Raw genomic sequence first — 19,696 nt, 5'->3', positions numbered from 1 at the left:
TAAATAGTTATATTTTTTAAGTTATAAGTCATTCAAGCAAACACAATCACACTATGTTATGGCAATTGTGTTTAACACAAAAACTTATAGTTAACGCAAAAATAACTGATAACCTACATTATCATTAACTGGTTCACATTCATAGCCAATATCTTGCAGCGCATCTTGCAACGCACGTGAGCTGGTATCAGATGCTTGTAAACCGACCAATACTCGACCTTCTGCCGCCCCATGATTGCGATAATGGAATAAGGTAATATTAAAATCCTGCCCCAATTTTTCTAAGAAATTAAGCAATGCACCAGGACGCTCAGGGAAAGTCACTTTAAATAACTGCTCATCATTTAAATCAGGATGTCCCCCAATCAAATAGCGAATATGGGTTTTCGCGATTTCATCCTCAGTCAAATCATGCGCATCATGTCCTGCCTTTGCCAAAGACTGGGCAATGATTTGTCGCTCTTTATCGCCTTCTTTAAGAGCAATACCGACAAAAATTGCCGCAGGCTGCATCGAATCAGGGGATTGGCGACTACGCACCCGATAATTAAACTCAGTAATATTGCGACCTTTTAAGGTGCGACAGAAGTTTAAAAATGCGCCTGTTTGCTCAGGAATACTGACCGCAAAAATTGCCTCTTTTTTCTCACCAATCTCGGTACGCTCAGCGATATAACGCAAACGGTCAAAGTTCATATTGGCACCGCTGATAATAGCGATGCAGTTTTTATCATGAATGTCATGCTTGGCAAGATATTTTTTCATGCCTGCCACTGCCAATGCCCCTGCTGGCTCAACAATGCTGCGATTCTCTTCAAACACATCTTTGACCGCCGCACATACTTCATCGTTGCTACAAGTGACCACTTCTTCTTCAATCACCATACCTTTGCCGTTGCTTTTTTGCGTGCGTACCACATCAAAGGGTAGCTCACCGATTTGCGCTACCGCTGCGCCATCAACAAACAGCCCCACTTGTGGCAAACGCACTCGTTCACCTGCTGCCAATGCCGCTTTTAGACTGGCTGCTTCTGCGGGCTCAACAGCAACCACTTTGACATGGGGAGCAACTTCGCCCAAAAATGCGGCAATACCTGCAATCAGACCGCCACCACCAACAGCGACAAACACATAATCCATGTCTCGCCACTGCTGAGTTAACTCAAGTCCAATCGTCCCCTGCCCTGCAATCACCAATTCATCATCATAAGGTGGTACAAAAGTTAAGCCTTCTTTTTCGGCACGTTCAATGGCATAGCGGTTAGCATCATCAAAGCTATCACCATACAAATCGACATTACCACCCAGCGCTTTTACTGCTTTTACCTTAATATCAGGGGTAGTAGTTGGCATCACAATGGTGTTATTTAACCCAAGTCTAGCAGCAGAATACGCCACACCCTGAGCATGGTTACCCGCTGAGGCACAAATCACCCCACGCGATTGTTGCTCTTTACTTAACTGGCTAATTCGATTGTATGCACCACGCAGCTTAAAAGAGAATACAGGCTGCAAATCCTCACGCTTAAAGCGAATGTCATTACCAAAGCGTTGTGATAACTTGGGAGCATGATCAAGGGGTGTTTGGATAGCGGCATCGTATACCGTAGCTTGCAAAATGGCTCGAACCCAACGTGATAGCATAAATCGTCCTAATTAAAATTATGTGCTTAAAAAAAGTTATGTGCTTAAAAAAATTGATAATTTATCTGTGTTTACAGCATCTATAGTGAATCTGGCTATTATAAAGGAACTGAGCGTTAAAGGACAAAAAAAGAAGGACAAAAAAAGTACGCTGTTGGCGTCAGAGTTTGAATTTTTGCTTAATTTGAAAAATATCCACATAGTCTATCGTCTGTAAAAACGCTTTGATACTCGGTGTCAGCTCATTTAAGGGGTTGCCCTGAACACACAAATATTCTAATTTTGTAAGTTTAGTGAGAGACTCAGGTAGTATCGTTAGTTGATTATTACAGAGTATAAGCTGTGTTAGATTAACCATGTTTGTTATAACTTCTGGGATTTGGTTAAATTGATTATCATTGATATTTATTTCATTTAAATGCCTTAATCCCTTAATACAAGTAGGTAAACTACTTAGTTTATTACCGCTAATGTCAATTTCCTGCAAGTTGACAAGATTTGCAATAAATTCTGGTAATTCTGTTAATTTATTGTCACTAATATCTAATGTTATAAGATTGGTTAATTTTTTAATGAAATTTGGTAGTTCTTTTAGTTGTAAAGAACTGATGTCTAACCAGTCTAAATTGTTAAAATCACCAATAAACTCTGGTAATTCAATTAATGGATTGTCACTGATAGATAAGAATCCCAAATTATCAAACTCATTAATAAAATTTGGAATTTTAGTAAAGTTGTTACTTCTAATATCCAATAAGTCTAAATTTTTAATTTGTATGAGAGATTGAGGTAAGTCAGTTAGCTGATTATAACTTATATCCAACTCTATCAAATCATGAAGTTGCCCAATAGATTTCGGCAGTTTGGTTATTTGATTGTCATACATTTTTAGGAAGTTTAACTTTTTAAGGTTACCAATAGACTCAGGAACTTCACGAATATTATTTTGTCCAAAATTTAGTAAAATTAAATTATTAAGCTGATCGATACTACTGGGTAATTCAGTTAATTGATTCCAGCCAATACTTAATAATGTTAGATTAGTCAGCCTGCCAATCTCATCAGGAAGATAAGTAATATTATTATCTTGAACATTTAACTCAGTCATTTGTAATAATTGCTGCTTATCTCGGGATAGCTGATTATCTGCAATCTCAAACTCATCTGCCCAGTCAAATATTTTATTTATCCAGTTATCAGTTTGCATGGTTATTCCTTTTTAACATCAATTTATGCATAGCCAGATTTGCTTGATGGATGAAATATCTACATAAATTGGCTAGAATAACTATAGCTTTCTATAATTTATCGATACCTATCTTTATCACACAATAACAGGATTTTTCTTTATGAGCGACCAATCATCTGATCAAGCCTCTAACCAACAACAACTCAAACAAGCCGTTGCCGCCGCTGCCCTTAGTCACATCGAAGATGGTATGATTTTGGGTGTTGGGACAGGCAGTACGGTTAATTGCCTTATCGATTTATTGCCCAAAGTTCGCTTAAAAGGCGCAGTTGCCAGCTCTAAAGTCACCCAAGAAAAACTAGAGGCATTGGGGATTGAAGTGATGGATTTAAACTTTGTTGGTGAGCTGGATTTGTATATTGATGGTGCAGATGAGGTCAATCCAAACTTACAACTAATTAAAGGCGGTGGCGGTGCATTAACTCGAGAAAAAATCGTCGCTGCCGCTTCCAAGAAGTTTATCTGTATGGTTGATGAAAGCAAATGGGTAGATACCCTCGGACGTGAATTTCCTGTTCCTATTGAGGTGCTACCACAAGCACGCTCTTATGTGGCTCGGGAATTGGTCAAATTAGGCGGTGAACCTGAGTATCGAGAAGGCTTTGTCACTGATTATGGCAATTTGATTTTGGACGTTTATGACCTTGAGATAACTAGCCCCAGTGAGATGGAACAACGACTCAATAACATCGTTGGCGTGGTATGTAATGGTATCTTTGCTGCCAATCAAGCCGATACATTATTGCTTGCCAAAGCCAGTGGGGTTGAGACATTAAAACGCTAATCTAAGCTAAGTCTATGAGAACCTGTATTCACAACCCACAATAGTGGCTTTTTGCCTAAAATAGACGTACTACTGCGTTAAATGTTGGGTTAAATAGAATAACTATTTGCCCCAAATTTGCCTTATATTACGCCATTTTAATCTAAAAATATCCTAATTTTGACTTATGAATACAGGTTCTAAATACCAAAACTAAAAATCAAAAAGCCCCTAAATTTTTCTTTTTAGGGGCTTTTTTATTTTTGTTAAATCGACTATCAAATAAAATTTAAACTTTGATTTTATCCTGCAACAACAATTCCATCAGTGCTTTTTGCGCATGTAAGCGGTTTTCAGCTTCGTCCCAGACCACCGAGCGTGGGTCATCAAGCAAGTCATGTGAAATCTCCTCACCACGGTGGGCAGGCAGACAGTGCATAAACAGCACCTCAGGGTCTGCCTTATCAAGCATCGCAGGCGTGACTTGATAGGGGGCAAAACGTCTGGCTCGGGTATTTTGCTCATTTTCCTGCCCCATACTTGCCCACACATCAGTGACAATTAAATGTGCATCTTTGGCAGCTTCTTGTACATCTTCAATAAGTGTCACACAATGCGAAAATTTTTCGGTCAAATCAGGATCAGGCTCAAAACCATAAGGTGAGGCTACCCGCAGCTCAAAGCCAAATTGATGCGCTGCATGCATAAATGAGGAACACATATTGTTGCCATCACCAACCCAAGTCACCGTTTTATTTTCGATACTGCCCCGATGCTCATAAAAGGTCTGCATATCTGCCAATAACTGGCAAGGGTGAAACTCATCAGTGAGTGCATTAATAATCGGTACCGAAGAATATTCAGCAAATTTTTGCACCTTTTCATGCTCAAAGGTACGAATCATAATGATATCAACCATGCTTGAGATCACCCGAGCAGAATCTTCTATCGGCTCACCGCGACCTAACTGGGTATCTTTGGGTGATAAAAATATCGCTTGCCCACCAAACTGCCCCATGCCTGTTTCAAACGAGATACGAGTACGAGTCGAGGATTTTTCAAAAATCATTCCCAGCGTTCGCCCCACAAACGGCTGATAAATCTCGCCTGCATGCTGCATTTTTCGCAGCTCACATGCCCGTTTTATTAGCTGATCAAGTTCGGTTTTTGAGAGATCAAGTAGGGTTAAAAAATGACGCACGCTCATGGCTATCCTATTTTTTGCTATCGTTCAGTTTGCAATTAATTTAGTCTATTAATTTCTTAATAATATATCGATAAATTAGAAATAACTGCTCAAAGCTCCAGTATAGCGAAAATAATACCAATGTAAATTATGTTTTTGCCTGAATATCCATTAAGTGAACCTATATGCTCCCTGATAAATGATTAGGCTGTGCGCTCAACACCAGCATATCACTGCTAAATGAGCCATCAGCTTGAATATCAAAGTAAGTTTTGACTTCCTGACTACTGGTTTTTATCAGCTCCGTTATCGCCACTGCAAAATGCTTAGGCGTACGCATACGGGCAATCCAAGTAGCAAAATCCAAAGGCAGACGCTGAGTGTGCATCTCATTTACCCGAAATCCTGTTAAGCTCAAAAAACTTTGCCACTCGGCAAGCGAGTAATCTCGAACATGACTGGTATCACGTAGCAGCTCAATGGTTTGCAAAAAGCTATCCGCCGCAGGATTAGACGGCGCAATCACATCGACCATGATAAACAGCCCATCAGCGGTTAATACCCGCTTTGCTTCTTGCAAGGCTACTAGCACATCTTGCCAATGGTGCGCAGAAAAGCGTGAGACCACCACATCAAAGCTATTATCAGCAAAGGGCAATTTTTCTACCACGCCCTGACTGGTGCTGATATTGGTTAATTGTTTATCTGCTGCTGCTTGCTCGACCACGGTCAGCATCTCGCCAGATAAATCGTATGCTACTACTGATTTGGCATGGGGAGCAACGGCAAAACTGGCATGCCCTGCACCGCAGCCCAAATCAAGCACAGTGGCAGCGTTTATTTGCGCTACTTTTTGCGCCATTAATTGTAGCTCACGTCCCTTAGCATGTACCGCACTGCTTAGATACGCATTGGCACGCTCACCAAACTGTTTATTAACATTCTCATTATGGCTAAGTTGAGATGATTGTTGGGTTTGATTGTCTGATGAAGTTGTCTGGTCTAACTTGGCGGCTAACTGCTCTGATTGAACTGGCTGGCTTACCATATCGTTATTATGATTCATAAAAATGCTTTACTCTCAATAAGTGGTATTAAAAACACATAAGCACCCCCTTAAAACACATTAAAAACGCATTAAAAATGCATTAGAAACAAGAGGTCACTGCAAACGCTAAAAATAGAGTAACAAGTTAAAATAATAAATAAAAGTGAGTTATTATAGTAATATAGGAAACTATTTTTTATATATTAATTACAGCGTTTATCTCTTTTTTATCCCTGTTTTATCTCACTTTCACAAACCCCTTCATCACTTATATCATTCATATCGCTCATATCATTTATATCACTGAACGGCTAAACACCTCTCTTAACTCAAAACTGGTATGCACTTGCGACACCCCTTCGATACGATTGAGCCGATGCAACAAAAACTCCTCATAATGTGCCATATCACGCACCACCACTTTGATTAAATAATCCTCACTACGCCCTGTGACGATACTACAGCTCACCACCTCTTCAAAACTTTGGATTTGCTGTTCAAACTGCTCAAAACGCTCTGCGGTATGCTTATCCATACCCACAGCGATAAAAATTGCCAAACTATAACCAAGCTTTTGTGCATTGGTATGGGCATGATAGCCGGTGATGACCCCCTGCTCTTCTAACTGCTTAATACGCCTAGCACAAGGTGTGGGTGATAAATTGACGTATTCTGCCATCTCAGTAATGCTTAAACGGGCATCTTGTTGTAATAATGCCAATAATTGCTTATCAACTTTATCCAGTGGCTTCTCTAATGGCTTGTCTAAACTTTTTTCTCTTGTTTGCACAGATAGGTCAGTCTTCATCTACTCACACCCATTAATAATAGGAAAAATTAAAGTAATTCTCTAATATTAGCGTAAAAATTAGATAAATCCATCAAATTCTCTGAATTTTATAAATATTTTGCCGTTTTTCACTATTCACTTTTTGTTATCATATTCACAATCAAAAATCAGTTCTGTGGTCTTATTCAAAGTGATGCAAATTTGCTCATAGACTACAAACCAATATTGCTAGGGTCTGTTGAACATTCATCTTCATAGGAAAAATTGAGATACTGATTTTAATAAACGGTGGCTTAGTCAAGGCAATGAACGTAGGTAATATCGGGATATTAACAAGTTCATTAACGCAGAATAAGGTAAATTTAGCCAATTTTTACATGAAAGTAAAAAACAGCTGTCTCCCTTATAGATATTAGCCTAACAGGGTGAAAGTTTAACAGACCCTAATAACAGCAATTTTTTATTTATTAAAAGTTTTATTTATTCATAAGTACTGTGGTCATTATTCGCCACTCATTTAAGGAACTTCCATGAGCAGCCCAGCACAAACAAACACTCAAGCAATCGTCGAGCCTAAAATTAAACCAAAGAATGCCGCTTTTGACTTTCGCAAATATCGTCCATTTGCGTTTGCACCCAAGCTTGATGACCGTACTTGGCCAAGCAAAACCCTCACCAAAGCACCGATTTGGGCAAGCGTAGACTTGCGTGATGGTAATCAGGCGTTAATTGACCCTATGACCATTCCACAAAAAATGACCTTCTTTAAGCTGCTCGTTGAAGTGGGCTTTAAAGAAATTGAAATTGGTTTTCCCTCAGCAGCACAAGTTGAGTTTGATTTTACTCGCAAATTGATTGAAGAAAATCATGTGCCTGACGACGTGACGTTGCAAGTATTGGTACAAGCACGTGAGCATTTAATTGAGCGTACTTTTGAGTCCTTAAAAGGCGCAAGACGAGCGATTGTGCATGTGTATAACTCAACCAGCCGTGTGCAGCGTGACAAGGTTTATGGCAAAAACTTAGCAGAGATTAAGCAAATTGCCATTGATGGTGCAAATTTGCTGAAAAAATATGCCGAAAAATACCCCGAAACCGAATGGGTGTTTCAGTATTCTCCTGAGAGCTTTAGCCAAACTGAGCCTGAATATGCCGTTGAGGTGTGTGATGCGGTGCTAGAAGTATGGCAGCCCGAAACAGGTCAAGAAGTAATTATCAACTTGCCTGCCACCGTCGAGTCTTCCATGCCAAACCTATTTGCTGACCAAGTCGAGTATTTTTGTCGCAACCTAAAGCAGCGTGACCTAATTACTGTCAGCTTGCATACCCACAATGATAGAGGCTGTGCAGTTGCTGCCGCTGAGCTTGGGGTATTGGCAGGTGCTGACCGTATCGAGGGTACACTTTTAGGTAATGGTGAGCGCACAGGTAATATGGATATCATCGTGATGGCGATGAACTTATACAGCCAAGGCATCGACCCTGAGCTTGATTTTAGTAATATGAGTGAGATTGCGCAGATAGTCGGTGAATGTAATAACTTGCCATTACACCCACGCCACCCTTATGTGGGTGAGTTGGTATTTACTGCCTTTAGCGGCTCGCACCAAGATGCCATCAAAAAATCGCTTGATTATAATGAGAGGAATAAAGAGGCAACCGAAAACGTCTGGGACGTGGCTTACTTGCCCATCGACCCTGCTCATATTGGACGTACTTATCAAGATGTGGTACGCATTAATAGCCAATCAGGTAAAGGCGGTGTGGCATATATTTTACAGCGTCATTATGGCTTTAAGCTACCACGCTGGATGCAGATTGACTTTAGTAAAGTGGTACAAAATCAAGCCGAAGAAGTGGCGCGTGAGCTAAAAACGGAAGAGATTATCCAGACCTTTGAAGACACCTATCTTGCACAAACCGCCCTCAGCCTACACGACTACAGCGTTAATAATAAAGGCGGTGAAGTGATGTTTACTGGTGAAGTGGATATCAATGGTGAGCGCATCACCCTAGATGGCAAAGGCAATGGTCCTTTATCTTCCTTTATTGATGGCATGGCACGTCATACTGGCAAACGCTTACATATTGCTAATTATTCTGAACACGCCATCAGTCAACAAAGACAACCTGATGAAGACTATGATAGTAGCAGTGATAAAACCAATGCCAATGCCGTGGCCTATATTCAGCTCAATGTTGATGGTCAAATTTATTCAGGCGTTGGTACCTGTACCAGTACTGTCTCTGCGATGCTAAAAGGGGCGTTATCGGCATTGGCTCAGGCGTTATAAATCTGATATAGACACTGTCAGTGGTTATGATGGCCTTGATGAAATAACAAAACTATTAAAGCCATTAAAGCCAAAAACCCCTCGCTATCATTTTTGATAGTGAGGGGTTTTTTATACAAAATATCAATCAGCAAATAACAGTGAATAATGAATAATAAATCAATAGCCATTCACTTATTTTGCCAATGCTTTTTTAATATCCTCTGCAATCGTTTCTGGCTTAGTAGTGGGGGCATAACGGGCAATTACTTGTCCATCACGCCCAATTAAAAACTTCGTAAAATTCCACTTGATGGCATCAAGTAATACGCCTCCTTTTTGCTGTTTTAGCCAAACAAAAATAGGGTGTGCTTCATCGCCATTGACCTCGATTTTATCCATCATTGGAAAACTAACCCCATAATTTTTTTGGCAAAACGCTCCAATTGCTTGGGCATCTTCGGGGTCTTGATTGGCAAATTGATTGCATGGAAACCCAATCACCACCAGCCCCTCGTCTTTATATTGTTGATATAACGCCTCTAACCCCTCAAATTGTGGCGTTAATCCACATTTACTGGCGGTATTGACAATTAATAATACCTTGCCTTGATAATCGGCAAAATTCACTGTCTGTCCTGTAATATCTTTGGCGTTAAAATCATAGATACTGCTCATAATACTTTCCTATTATTTATTATACGTGTTGTTGGTTATGCGTGGTTATAGTCTGCCTACTATAAATTCACCCCGGTGTTAACTTCGCTAGATGGGTGTACTATCTGCACTCAGTTGTCTTGTGGTGAAATTATATTAGATTGTCTGTAATTTATTTTTGCTTAGGCTATTTTAGGTTGGTTTTATTGTTTATCTAAATCTATCGCCACTGAGTTAATGCAATAGCGCATACCTGTGGTCTGTTGTGGTCCATCAGGAAATACATGCCCCAAATGCCCGCCACAATTACGACAGGTGACCTCCACGCGGCGCATACCATGCGAGGTGTCTAAATGCTCTTCAACCGCACTCTCGTCAATGGTTTTATCAAAGCTTGGCCAACCACAGCCTGAGTCAAATTTATTGTCTGACGTAAACAGCTTTGCCCCACAGCCTTTACAGCGATAAATACCCTCATCTTTATTATCTGTATACATACCTGTAAAAGGTCGCTCAGTGCCTTTTTGACGCAATACATGATACGCATCGTCATCAAGGCGTTCGCGCCAATCGGCATCGGTAAGTTGAGCAATCTGCTCAGAGCTAAGCTGTGATGAACTAATTTGTGATGAGCTGTGTGAATTATCTGTCATACTATCTATCTCCTAAACTGTGCCTAAAATATCATTAAAATATTAGAGACTAACTTACCACACTCGCTTTGGTTTTTATAGATTAACAGCGTACGCCAACCATTATCAACTCATCATAAAACCACACTTAGAATCACAAAATCCTAACAACTTCTAATAAAAACAAGCAATTAAGATTTGGCAAATTTCTTTGTACTTGTTTTTGCCCCTTCTTTTGCTATTTTTTTGCCCCTCTTTTTGCTTCTTTTTTTGCGCCCATCACGCACAACACCGCACCGAGGGTGCTTATCAGCATCGCAAAGCTCACCGTCTCATGCAACAATAGGGCAGCAAGGGCAAGCCCCATAAATGGTTGTAGCAATTGTAGTTGCCCCACCGCCGCGATACCACCCAATGCAAGCCCACGATACCAAAATACAAAGCCAATAAACATACTAAATAAGGACACATATAGCAGTCCTGCCCACGCTGACATGCTGATTTGTTGCAAATTATTTGGTAGTGTCCACCATGCCAGTAACAGCATCATAGGTGCAGACAGTAATAACGCCCAACTGATTACCTGCCAGCCACCCAATGTACGGGATAAACGTCCACCTTCGGCATAACCCAAACCACATGTCAGCACCGCTACAAGCATTAATAAACTCCCAAGTAATGCCTTATGTGTGCCATTTACTGAGGTCAGGATAACTGAGCTATTGCTAAATAGTGCATAACCCATCACGCAAACACTGCCCAACACCGAAAATAACCAAAACTGCTTTGAGGGTCGCTCACCACCACGCCACACAGCAAATATGGCAGTACATAAAGGCAAAATACCCAAAAATACGATGGCATGAGCCGACGTCACATACTGCAATGCCAAGGCACTAAACAATGGAAATCCAATCACCACCCCAAATGCAACCATCATTAATGCAGGCAAATCTGATTTTGTTGGTAATGGCTGCTTTATACACAGTAACACCACCCCACTGACCAACGCAGCAATGCTGGCTCTGGCTGCACTCAGAAAGATAGGGTCAATTTCCATCACTGCCAAGCGAGTCGCAGGTAATGAGCCTGCAAAAATAACTACCCCAATAAAGCCACTTATCCAACCTCTCCAGTCTTGTGTACTGGTGTTTGCCATCTCATTGGTGTTTGGCTCACTGGCTGGTTGGCTGATAGTTGTATCTGTTATTTCTGATTTTTTCTGAACTGGAACTGGATTGTTAACTGGGTGTTTCATTATCGCTGCCTTAGATTTTTAGCTTATGTTTAAATTTTGTATTGACTAGGCTTGGTATTACTAAGCTTCTAATATCAACAAAACCTCAATTACCAACAAAACCTCGATGATTAAAACAAAAGTGTGCTATCACAACCATGTACAATCCAATACAATTTAGCCAAACTGTTTGGTATCATCTACCCATACAGCCACACTAGACACTCGGTAGGCACAACACAAGCCCAGTTAAAGCCTAATGTGGTCAAACCCAAGTTTACAAGCGTGATTAAAAACAGTGGTAACTAAAAGATAATGAACCAATCAATGATAATTAAAGATGGAATCGGTATGCACTCTGGATTCACCAAAATTGAAACCCTAATGGCAGATGTCAAAACCAAAATTGCCACCATGTCCTATTTACCCGGTACACGCCTGCCTTCTGTACGTGCCGCTGCCAACACACACCAAGTCTCCCCTTCTACCGTGGTAGAAGCTTATGAACGCTTGGTCACTAAAGGCATCATCTATGCAAAAGCAGGGGCAGGGTTTTATGTGGCTGAGCCTACTACCCCTCTCTCACTGGCAGAGATTGGACCAAAACTTGACCGTGTGGTTGACCCACTTTGGGTATCACGGCAAGCACTGGAATCATCTGATGAAGCACTCAAACCCGGCTGTGGTTGGCTACCTGCTGATTGGCTTTATGAAGAGGGTATGCGCCGAGGACTGAGGCGGGCTGCCAAAGCAGATGCCAGCGTGATGAGCAACTATGCCACCCCAATGGGTCAGCCTGAATTACGCCAGTTTCTCGCTCGACGTATGGCGAATGTGGGCATCACTGCTGAGCCTACCCAAATCATGCTCACCGATTCGGGTACTCATGCCATCGACCTTATTTGCCGATATTTATTGCGCCCAAATGATACTGTTGTGGTAGATGACCCGTGTTATTTTAATTTTCATGCCCTGCTACGGGCGCATCGGGTCAAAGTAGTTGGTGTGCCGTATACCGCTCATGGTGCAGATGTCACCGCCTATGCCAACATATTAAATGAACACAAACCGCGCCTATATATCACCAATGCTGCCATTCACAATCCCACAGGGGCAACTTTATCCGCAACAACGGCGCATCATATCTTGCAACTGGCATCAGCGGCAGGGACTTATATTATTGAAGATGATATTTTTGCTGATTTTGAAATAACCCCTGCGCCTCGACTTGCCGCTTTAGCTGGATTACAAGGCGCATCACAGGTATTTTATATTGGCAGCTTTTCTAAAACCTTATCTGCCTCACTGCGCTGTGGCTTTATTACCACCAATCCCCGTTTTTTAGAAGGCTTACTGGACTTAAAAATTGCCACAGGTTTTGGTGGTGGACAACTGGCTGCCAGTGTGGTGTTATCGGCACTTAGTGACAGTGGCTATCGCAAACATTTAAGCCATTTGCACAGCCGCTTAGCACAAGCACGTACCCATGTATTGCCGCGACTGGCAAAACTTGGCATCACCCCTTGGATACTGCCACAAGCAGGCATGTTTTTGTGGTGTCAACTGCCTACAGACAGCAAGCTACCCAAGCATAACCGAGCTTCAGAGCTGGCAAGGCAATGTCTGGCACACGGTATCGTCTTAGCCCCTGGCAATACCTTTAGCCAAGCACAAAATGCAGAGGATTTTATGCGTTTTAATGTGGCACAGAGCAATGATGGACGTATATTTGAGGTATTGGCTGAGGTTATGGGGAAAACTGGCTTTTAATCCCTCCCCTTACTTCAAGGAGAGGGTTTGGGAGGGCTCTATATAACTTTAAAAAAATAAAGTTCCGTGTGGCGCAACTCTATTCTATTATCAAAAAATTGCAATAAAGCAAGTAAAAGGTAATGACTTTGCAAGTTTTTCTTGCATTTATATTTAAAAGTAAATTGAAAGCTAGAAATTTTACAAAATAGCGCAATAAATACTTGCATAAAAATTTAGATAATTGTATAACTGTGTCTATATTTTCTCCACTAACTGATTGATTTACTATGAAATCACCCATAAATACAGACACCCTGCCAAACCCTACTGAGGATAAGCAAGGTGAAACGACAACAGAACCCACAACAGAAAGTAGCAATCTTGAATGCCATGAATATATTGAGCAAGGCAAACGCCTAGCGGCACTCAGACACGCTCAAGGTTTGACCGCTGAGCAATTAGCCGAACAAATGACCAAAGCGGGTGCAAAAGTGAGTCGGGGTGCTATCTCTAACTGGGAGCGTGGCATTAATGGTATTGTCTCCTCAAAACTGCCCACACTCGCCAAGATTTTACACTGTAGCGAAGGCTATCTATTACGTGGTGACGCTCCTAATACCTCAGATACGACTCAGCTTAAAAATGGTAAAAAAACCCAAGCACAACCACATTCATCAAACACAAATTCACCAACATCACAACATTATGGTACTGCTATGCAACCCAGTTCATCTACTCATTTACTGAAAAAATCCACCAAATTACAAAACGTCTGCTACGACATTCGTGGTCCTTTGCTCAAAACTGCCATGGAGATGGAAGCAGCAGGACATCGTATTATCAAGCTTAACGTTGGTAATCCTGCACCTTTTAAACTACAAGCCCCACAAGAGATTATTCATGATGTGGCAATGAATCTTACCAAAGCCGAAGGCTATTCAGACTCACAAGGCATCTTCTCAGCCCGCAAAGCCATCTTGCAATATTATCAAGCCAAAGGATTATTATCCGCCGTCGATGTACGTGATGTTTATCTGGGTAATGGGGTATCTGAGCTGATTGTAATGACCATGCAAGCCTTAATGGATGATGGTGATGAGGTATTAATTCCTATGCCTGACTACCCACTATGGACAGCCGCCGCAAACTTAGCAGGGGGTACGGCAGTGCATTATCGTTGTAATGAGGCAGATAACTGGCAACCTGATATTGCTGATATCAAAGCCAAAATCACCAATAAAACCAAAGGTATCGTGGTGATTAATCCCAATAACCCCACAGGGGCATTGTATTCCGATGATAAATTACGTGAAATCATTGCCATCGCAAAAGCGCACAATCTGGTTATCATGGCTGATGAAATCTATGACCGTGTGTTATATGACAATGTCACCCACACACCGATGTGTACCCTAAGTGATGATGTGCTTATCTTATCTTATAATGGGCTGTCAAAATCACATCGTATTGCAGGCTTTCGCGCAGGTTGGATGATGCTATCGGGCAAAAAAGACCATGCCAGCGACTTTATTGAAGGGCTAGATATGCTTGCCTCGATGCGTCTATGTGCCAACGTGCCTGCACAATATGCCATTCAAACCGCAATGGGTGGCTATCAAAGTATGCAAGATCTCACTAATGAGACAGGACGACTATATAAACAACGCGCCATGGCAATTGAGCGTCTTAATGCCATCAAAGGCATCTCTTGTACCATGCCACAAGGCGCATTTTACTGCTTCCCTAAGATAGACCTTGAGGTATATCCTATTGAAAATGACATGCAGTTTATGATGGATTTATTGCGAGAAGAAAAAGTGTTGATGGTACAAGGCACAGGCTTTAACTGGGACGCACCTGACCATTTTAGAGTGGTATTTTTGCCCAATTTGCTTGATTTAGAAGATGCGATGGACAGATTGGATCGCTTCTTTGCCAAAAAACGCAGAGAATTTGGGACGGAATAAAATATAAATAACTTGCTTTTAAGCCCTCCCCTTATCTTCAAGAGGAGGGTTTAGGAGGGGTCATATAGCAATTTAATAAATTAACCCACGTAATTTATTCATCAATCATTCATCACGCTATAGGTTTAAACGCTGATAAATAATGTTGAATTTCACTTTTTTTAGGATGATTATGTAACCATGTAGCAAACGCCTCAACTTGCTCAAAGTCCTCGCCCAAAAGCTGTTGATAGCGTTTTTTAAATGCTTGCTCACGCTCTTGATTACGCAGCTCTTGTTGCCAAGGCTCACCCATCACTTGGGTCAATTTATCTTGAATTTTTAGCAGCTTTAATAGCTCCCACTCGCCTTGATCAAGCCACACATCATCACAGGTATGACACACATTGATGGTATTATCCTGCTCATTATTAATGCGGTATTTCAACATAAATTTACTACAACGCTGACATATTAATGCCCCCTCACTATTGGTTAACGCATCAATGGCGACTGTCTTATCGCCAGTATTTTCTTGTGCCATCTTTTCTTGTTCAATATTAGCAAGGTTATTTTCAAGCCATGTACGATAAGTCAGCAAGTCCAGATATGTACCTTGACACGCCTCACAACGCAGTGCAGGTAAGGCATAGTCTAACTTGGTGGGTTTTAAAGGGTGCGTTTTACAACAATAACAATCTAGGTGCATTTTTTATCCTTAGAACTTTTTATCCATAAAACATTATGAATTTAGTGAAATATGATGATTGCTATTATAACAATAAAATTTTGTTAGGTTATATTTTAAATAATACCTTAAAAACCAACATACCTACCTTAATCAACCCAAATGCCTTAATGCAAGCACCTAAAATAAACGACAATTATTGTCGTAAACTCTCCACGCAAACTACCCAATTTTATATATTTTCTGTTAACTTATCTTTGTTATTAATATATGCTTAGAACCTGTATTCAAAACCCACAATAATAACTTTTTACCTATAAGTTCTAAAGACAACAAAACACAAACCATTCATCTTTAATTAGGAAAATAAATGAAAACCGTCGAAGTTGTTGCTGCCATCATCATCCATGATGGGAAAATTTTATGTGCGCAACGTGGTAACAATCAATTAGCCTATCTTTCAGGGAAATTTGAGTTTCCTGGTGGCAAACTAGAAAAAGATGAAACGCTTGAACAAGCCTTAATTCGCGAAATCCAAGAAGAGCTAAACATATCAATCACTGTCGCAGATTTTTTGCAAACAGTTAAGCATCAGTATCCAGATTTTAAGATTATTATGCATGCTTTTATATGCCATACCCAAAGCCAAACTCTCACATTAAATGAGCATCTACAAGCACTTTGGCTGGATATAACACAGCTTGATACCCTTGACTGGGCAGCCGCTGACTTGCCAATTGTGCAACAGCTTAAAACAATAATGTCATGAGCACTAATATTATGAATAATGATGTCACAAACAGCCACATTCAAGAACTACAAAACGCTTTAATTTCTGGCTTTATAGACCATACACAAGCTTCAAAACAAACCCTCAAGCCAGAGCTACTTACCAATGATGGTCAAGGCAAAAAGGTATTAAATTCAATCAGTACACATTTACAAACTTGTGATGAATTCTGGTTTTCTGTGGCATTTGTCACAACCAGTGGTATTGCGTGCCTTAAACAGCAATTACTAGAGCTTGAAACAAAAAAAGTTTCAGGTCACATACTTGTTTCACAATACCTTAACTTCACCCAACCAGAAGCATTGCGTGAATTATTAGCATTTAAAAATCTAACCGTTCGTATTGCCACAGCATCAAATTTTCATGCAAAAGGCTATTTATTTCGTACCGCTAATATTCACCATTTAATCATTGGCAGCAGCAATCTAACTGCTAATGCCTTAACATCTAATAAAGAGTGGAATTTAAAGGTGAGCTCTACCCAATCGGGTGCTATTATTCAGCAAGCCATCGATGAATTTACCCATGAATTTCAATCGGCACAACTGGTTACCCCTGATTTTATCGAACACTATGAGTTGCAATATCAAAAAGCACAATTGATTGCACAACAAATAAAAAAAGAATTGCGGCAAGAGCAAGATAATGCCATCGAACCCAATATCATGCAGCAGGAAGCTTTAAGCAACTTAGCAACGCTACGTAGGCAAGATAAAAACAAAGCATTATTGATTTCTGCGACAGGCACTGGAAAAACGTATCTGTCAGTGTTTGACGCCTTGAGTATGAACCCCAACCGCTTACTGTTTATTGTCCACCGCGCCAATATTGCCAAAAAAGCATTACAAACCTATCAAACCATTTTTAAAAATAACAAAACCTTTGGTTTATATAGTGGCCAAGATACTGATATTGACAGTGATTATATATTCTCAACCGTACAAACCCTCTCTAGAGAGGCGCATTTAACCCGCTTTCAACCTGACACCTTTGATTATATCGTCATTGATGAGACCCATCGCGCCAGCGCAGCCACTTATAAAAAAATATTGGATTATTTTAAGCCTCAATTTCTTTTGGGCATGACGGCAACGCCAGAGCGAACTGATAATAATGATGTTTTTGAAATTTTTGATCATAATATTGCTTATGAAATTCGCCTACACACCGCGCTAGAGATGGGTATTTTGGCACCCTTCCACTATTACGGCGTTACCGACCTGACGGTTAATGGAGAGACGATAGATGATACCTCTAAGCTCAATATGCTGGTCAGCAAAGAGCGTGTTCAGCATATCTTAAACTATATTCAGCGTTATGGCTGTGATAATGGTGAAATACGCGGGCTGGTATTTTGCTCTAGCATTGAAGAATGTAAGGCGCTGGCAGATATTTTTAGTACTCATAACCTGCCATCGATGGCACTTACTGGAGAGCATTCAGAGGCCCAGCGCGAACACGCCATAGAGCGTTTAGAATCTAATGACCCCAAAACGCGGCTGCATTATATTTTTTCTGTTGGCATCTTTAATGAAGGCATTGATATTCCTTGTGTGAATCAAATTGTGATGTTACGACCCACCCAATCGGCCATCATTTTTGTTCAACAACTAGGCCGTGGTTTAAGAAAAGCAGCGAATAAAGAATATCTCACTGTCATCGACTTTATTGGAAACTACAAAAATAACTTTATGGTACCCATTGCTTTATATGGTGATAAATCATATAACAAAGATACCCTGCGTCGCTTATTATCAACCGAAAGCGCTTATCTTCCCGGTACATCAACCGTCAGCTTTGATAAAATTGCAAAAGAGCGTATCTATCAAGCCATTGATACAACCAACTTACAAACAAAAAGAGAGCTTTCAAAAGACTATGACCTACTCAAACTTAAGTTAGGTCATAGTCCGATGATGATGGATTTTGTCAAACATGGCTCGCGTGATCCCTTCTCTTATGTTGACTATTCAGGTTCTCTTTACCATTTTGCAAAACAACAAGAGCCAGAGACGCTACCAACTTTAAATAACAATGAAAGCAAACTACTGACGACATTTGCCAAAGAAATTAATAACAGTAAGCGTATTGAAGAAAGCTTGGTATTGCGTGAACTACTTGCACACCGACCTATCACAGTGGATACATTAGCGCAAAATATCAAAGAGCAATATGGTTATCAGATGAATCCCAACGTCATACCATCAGTGCTTAATAATCTTAACTTAGGATTTGTCACCGAACAACATAACAAACAATTAAAGAGCATACAAGAAATCTATGGCTTTAATATTGTGCAACTTGATGGTGATGAATTTATCTGGCACCCAGATTTTCTTCCCTACTTGGCCAATCAGACATTGGTAAAATTTTTAACAGATAGCACGGATTACGCTATTTATCAATACACTGAGCAGTTTAAACGATCTGATTTTATTGATGGTTTTCAGCTATATCAAAAATATTCACGTAAAGATGTGTTTAGAATTTTAAACGCAGCCACCAATCCAGTGGCACAAAATGTTGGTGGCTATATGGTTAGCACAGATAAAAGCAACTGCCCCATTTTTATCAACTATCATAAAGCTGATGACATTGCAGATAGCATAAAATATGAAGACAGATTTATCAGCAGCTCTAGATTAAGCTGGATGTCCAAATCGAATCGCACCCTAAACAGCCCAGAAATCAAGTTATTTCAAGACAATAATCAGCATTGCCGTATTCTTTTATTTATAAAAAAACACAATGGTGAAGGCGGTGATTTTTACTATATGGGCGATATGTCGCCACGACCAGACAGCTTTGAGCAAACCACCATTTCTGGTAAATCTGTCGTAAAAGTCGAATTTGATATGCACACAGAGGTTCGAAGTGATATTTATCATTACCTACTTGATAATTAGCTTCTTAAAAATACGTTCCCCCATTTTTCTACACCTCATCTGTCTTTATTTTACAAATAACATATAACAAATCATAACCTAGATGTTTTTTTTCTAGGTTGTGCTATATAATATCTAAATACATACTATTTTTAC

The 19,696-nt window shown here is 40.4% G+C and carries 15 protein-coding genes; 6 read left to right on the top strand and 9 right to left on the bottom strand.

Going from position 1 to position 19,696, the window contains the following annotated elements; translation table 11 throughout:
- Positions 1–90: 90 nt before the first annotated feature.
- Both ilvA and FHK89_RS03000 read right to left on the bottom strand, forming a co-directional pair.
- The gene (gene ilvA / locus FHK89_RS03005; protein ID WP_230656614.1) at positions 91–1,644 is read right to left on the bottom strand and encodes a threonine ammonia-lyase, biosynthetic; all 1,554 of its coding nucleotides are present in this window, start codon (positions 1,642–1,644) and stop codon (positions 91–93) included.
- 160 nt (positions 1,645–1,804) lie between these two features.
- On the bottom strand, positions 1,805–2,851 hold the full coding sequence (locus FHK89_RS03000; RefSeq protein WP_230656612.1) for a leucine-rich repeat domain-containing protein: 1,047 nt from the start codon (positions 2,849–2,851) through the stop codon (positions 1,805–1,807).
- Positions 2,852–2,993: 142 nt separating this feature from the next.
- Here FHK89_RS03000 and rpiA point away from each other — a divergent pair, with 142 nt between their 5' ends.
- Positions 2,994–3,677, top strand: coding sequence for a ribose-5-phosphate isomerase RpiA (rpiA, locus tag FHK89_RS02995; RefSeq protein ID WP_230656610.1), 684 nt, complete (start codon positions 2,994–2,996; stop codon positions 3,675–3,677).
- 268 nt (positions 3,678–3,945) lie between these two features.
- Here rpiA and argF read toward each other — a convergent pair whose 3' ends face one another.
- From argF to FHK89_RS02980, 3 genes are all read right to left on the bottom strand, one after another.
- Positions 3,946–4,863: an ornithine carbamoyltransferase gene (gene argF, locus FHK89_RS02990; protein WP_230656608.1), complete on the bottom strand. Its 918-nt coding sequence runs from the start codon at positions 4,861–4,863 to the stop codon at positions 3,946–3,948.
- Between the two features lie 160 nt (positions 4,864–5,023).
- Positions 5,024–5,908 (bottom strand): class I SAM-dependent methyltransferase, encoded by an 885-nt coding sequence (locus FHK89_RS02985; protein ID WP_230656606.1) that lies wholly within the window; start codon positions 5,906–5,908, stop codon positions 5,024–5,026.
- A 277-nt stretch (positions 5,909–6,185) separates the two neighbouring features.
- Positions 6,186–6,698, bottom strand: coding sequence for an Lrp/AsnC family transcriptional regulator (locus FHK89_RS02980; RefSeq protein ID WP_230656604.1), 513 nt, complete (start codon positions 6,696–6,698; stop codon positions 6,186–6,188).
- A 512-nt stretch (positions 6,699–7,210) separates the two neighbouring features.
- Between FHK89_RS02980 and leuA the strand changes: the two genes are divergently transcribed.
- Positions 7,211–8,974 carry a 2-isopropylmalate synthase gene (leuA, locus tag FHK89_RS02975; protein ID WP_230656602.1) on the top strand — a complete coding sequence of 588 codons (1,764 nt, stop codon included), beginning with the start codon at positions 7,211–7,213 and terminating at the stop codon, positions 8,972–8,974.
- A 174-nt stretch (positions 8,975–9,148) separates the two neighbouring features.
- On the opposite strand, the gene FHK89_RS02970 is transcribed toward leuA, so the two are convergent.
- From FHK89_RS02970 to FHK89_RS02960, 3 genes are all read right to left on the bottom strand, one after another.
- Positions 9,149–9,631 carry a glutathione peroxidase gene (locus FHK89_RS02970; protein WP_230656600.1) on the bottom strand — a complete coding sequence of 161 codons (483 nt, stop codon included), beginning with the start codon at positions 9,629–9,631 and terminating at the stop codon, positions 9,149–9,151.
- A gap of 182 nt (positions 9,632–9,813) precedes the next feature.
- The gene (msrB, locus tag FHK89_RS02965) at positions 9,814–10,233 is read right to left on the bottom strand and encodes a peptide-methionine (R)-S-oxide reductase MsrB (protein ID WP_230656673.1); all 420 of its coding nucleotides are present in this window, start codon (positions 10,231–10,233) and stop codon (positions 9,814–9,816) included.
- A 247-nt stretch (positions 10,234–10,480) separates the two neighbouring features.
- Positions 10,481–11,401 (bottom strand): DMT family transporter, encoded by a 921-nt coding sequence (locus tag FHK89_RS02960; RefSeq protein WP_230656671.1) that lies wholly within the window; start codon positions 11,399–11,401, stop codon positions 10,481–10,483.
- A gap of 405 nt (positions 11,402–11,806) precedes the next feature.
- On the opposite strand from FHK89_RS02960, the gene FHK89_RS02955 reads away from it, so the two are divergent.
- On the top strand, positions 11,807–13,249 hold the full coding sequence (locus tag FHK89_RS02955; protein ID WP_230656598.1) for an aminotransferase-like domain-containing protein: 1,443 nt from the start codon (positions 11,807–11,809) through the stop codon (positions 13,247–13,249).
- 269 nt (positions 13,250–13,518) lie between these two features.
- The gene (locus tag FHK89_RS02945; protein ID WP_329958678.1) at positions 13,519–15,198 is read left to right on the top strand and encodes an aminotransferase class I/II-fold pyridoxal phosphate-dependent enzyme; all 1,680 of its coding nucleotides are present in this window, start codon (positions 13,519–13,521) and stop codon (positions 15,196–15,198) included.
- A 112-nt stretch (positions 15,199–15,310) separates the two neighbouring features.
- Here FHK89_RS02945 and FHK89_RS02940 read toward each other — a convergent pair whose 3' ends face one another.
- The gene (locus tag FHK89_RS02940; RefSeq protein ID WP_230656596.1) at positions 15,311–15,886 is read right to left on the bottom strand and encodes a hypothetical protein; all 576 of its coding nucleotides are present in this window, start codon (positions 15,884–15,886) and stop codon (positions 15,311–15,313) included.
- A 349-nt stretch (positions 15,887–16,235) separates the two neighbouring features.
- Between FHK89_RS02940 and FHK89_RS02935 the strand changes: the two genes are divergently transcribed.
- Complete coding sequence (locus FHK89_RS02935; protein WP_230656594.1) at positions 16,236–16,634, top strand: (deoxy)nucleoside triphosphate pyrophosphohydrolase; 399 nt, start codon at positions 16,236–16,238, stop codon at positions 16,632–16,634.
- A complete protein-coding gene (locus FHK89_RS02930) occupies positions 16,631–19,561 on the top strand; it encodes a DUF3427 domain-containing protein (RefSeq protein ID WP_230656592.1) in 2,931 nt (976 codons plus the stop codon). Before FHK89_RS02935 ends, FHK89_RS02930 begins: the two co-directional genes overlap by 4 nt.
- The last annotated feature ends 135 nt before the right edge of the window (positions 19,562–19,696 follow it).

Origin of the sequence: Psychrobacter sp. I-STPA10 (assembly GCF_021012795.1) — a bacterium.
GTDB lineage: Bacteria > Pseudomonadota > Gammaproteobacteria > Pseudomonadales > Moraxellaceae > Psychrobacter.
The sequence above is the reverse complement of the archived record's forward strand: the minus strand, read 5'-3'. Positions and strand labels throughout refer to the sequence as shown.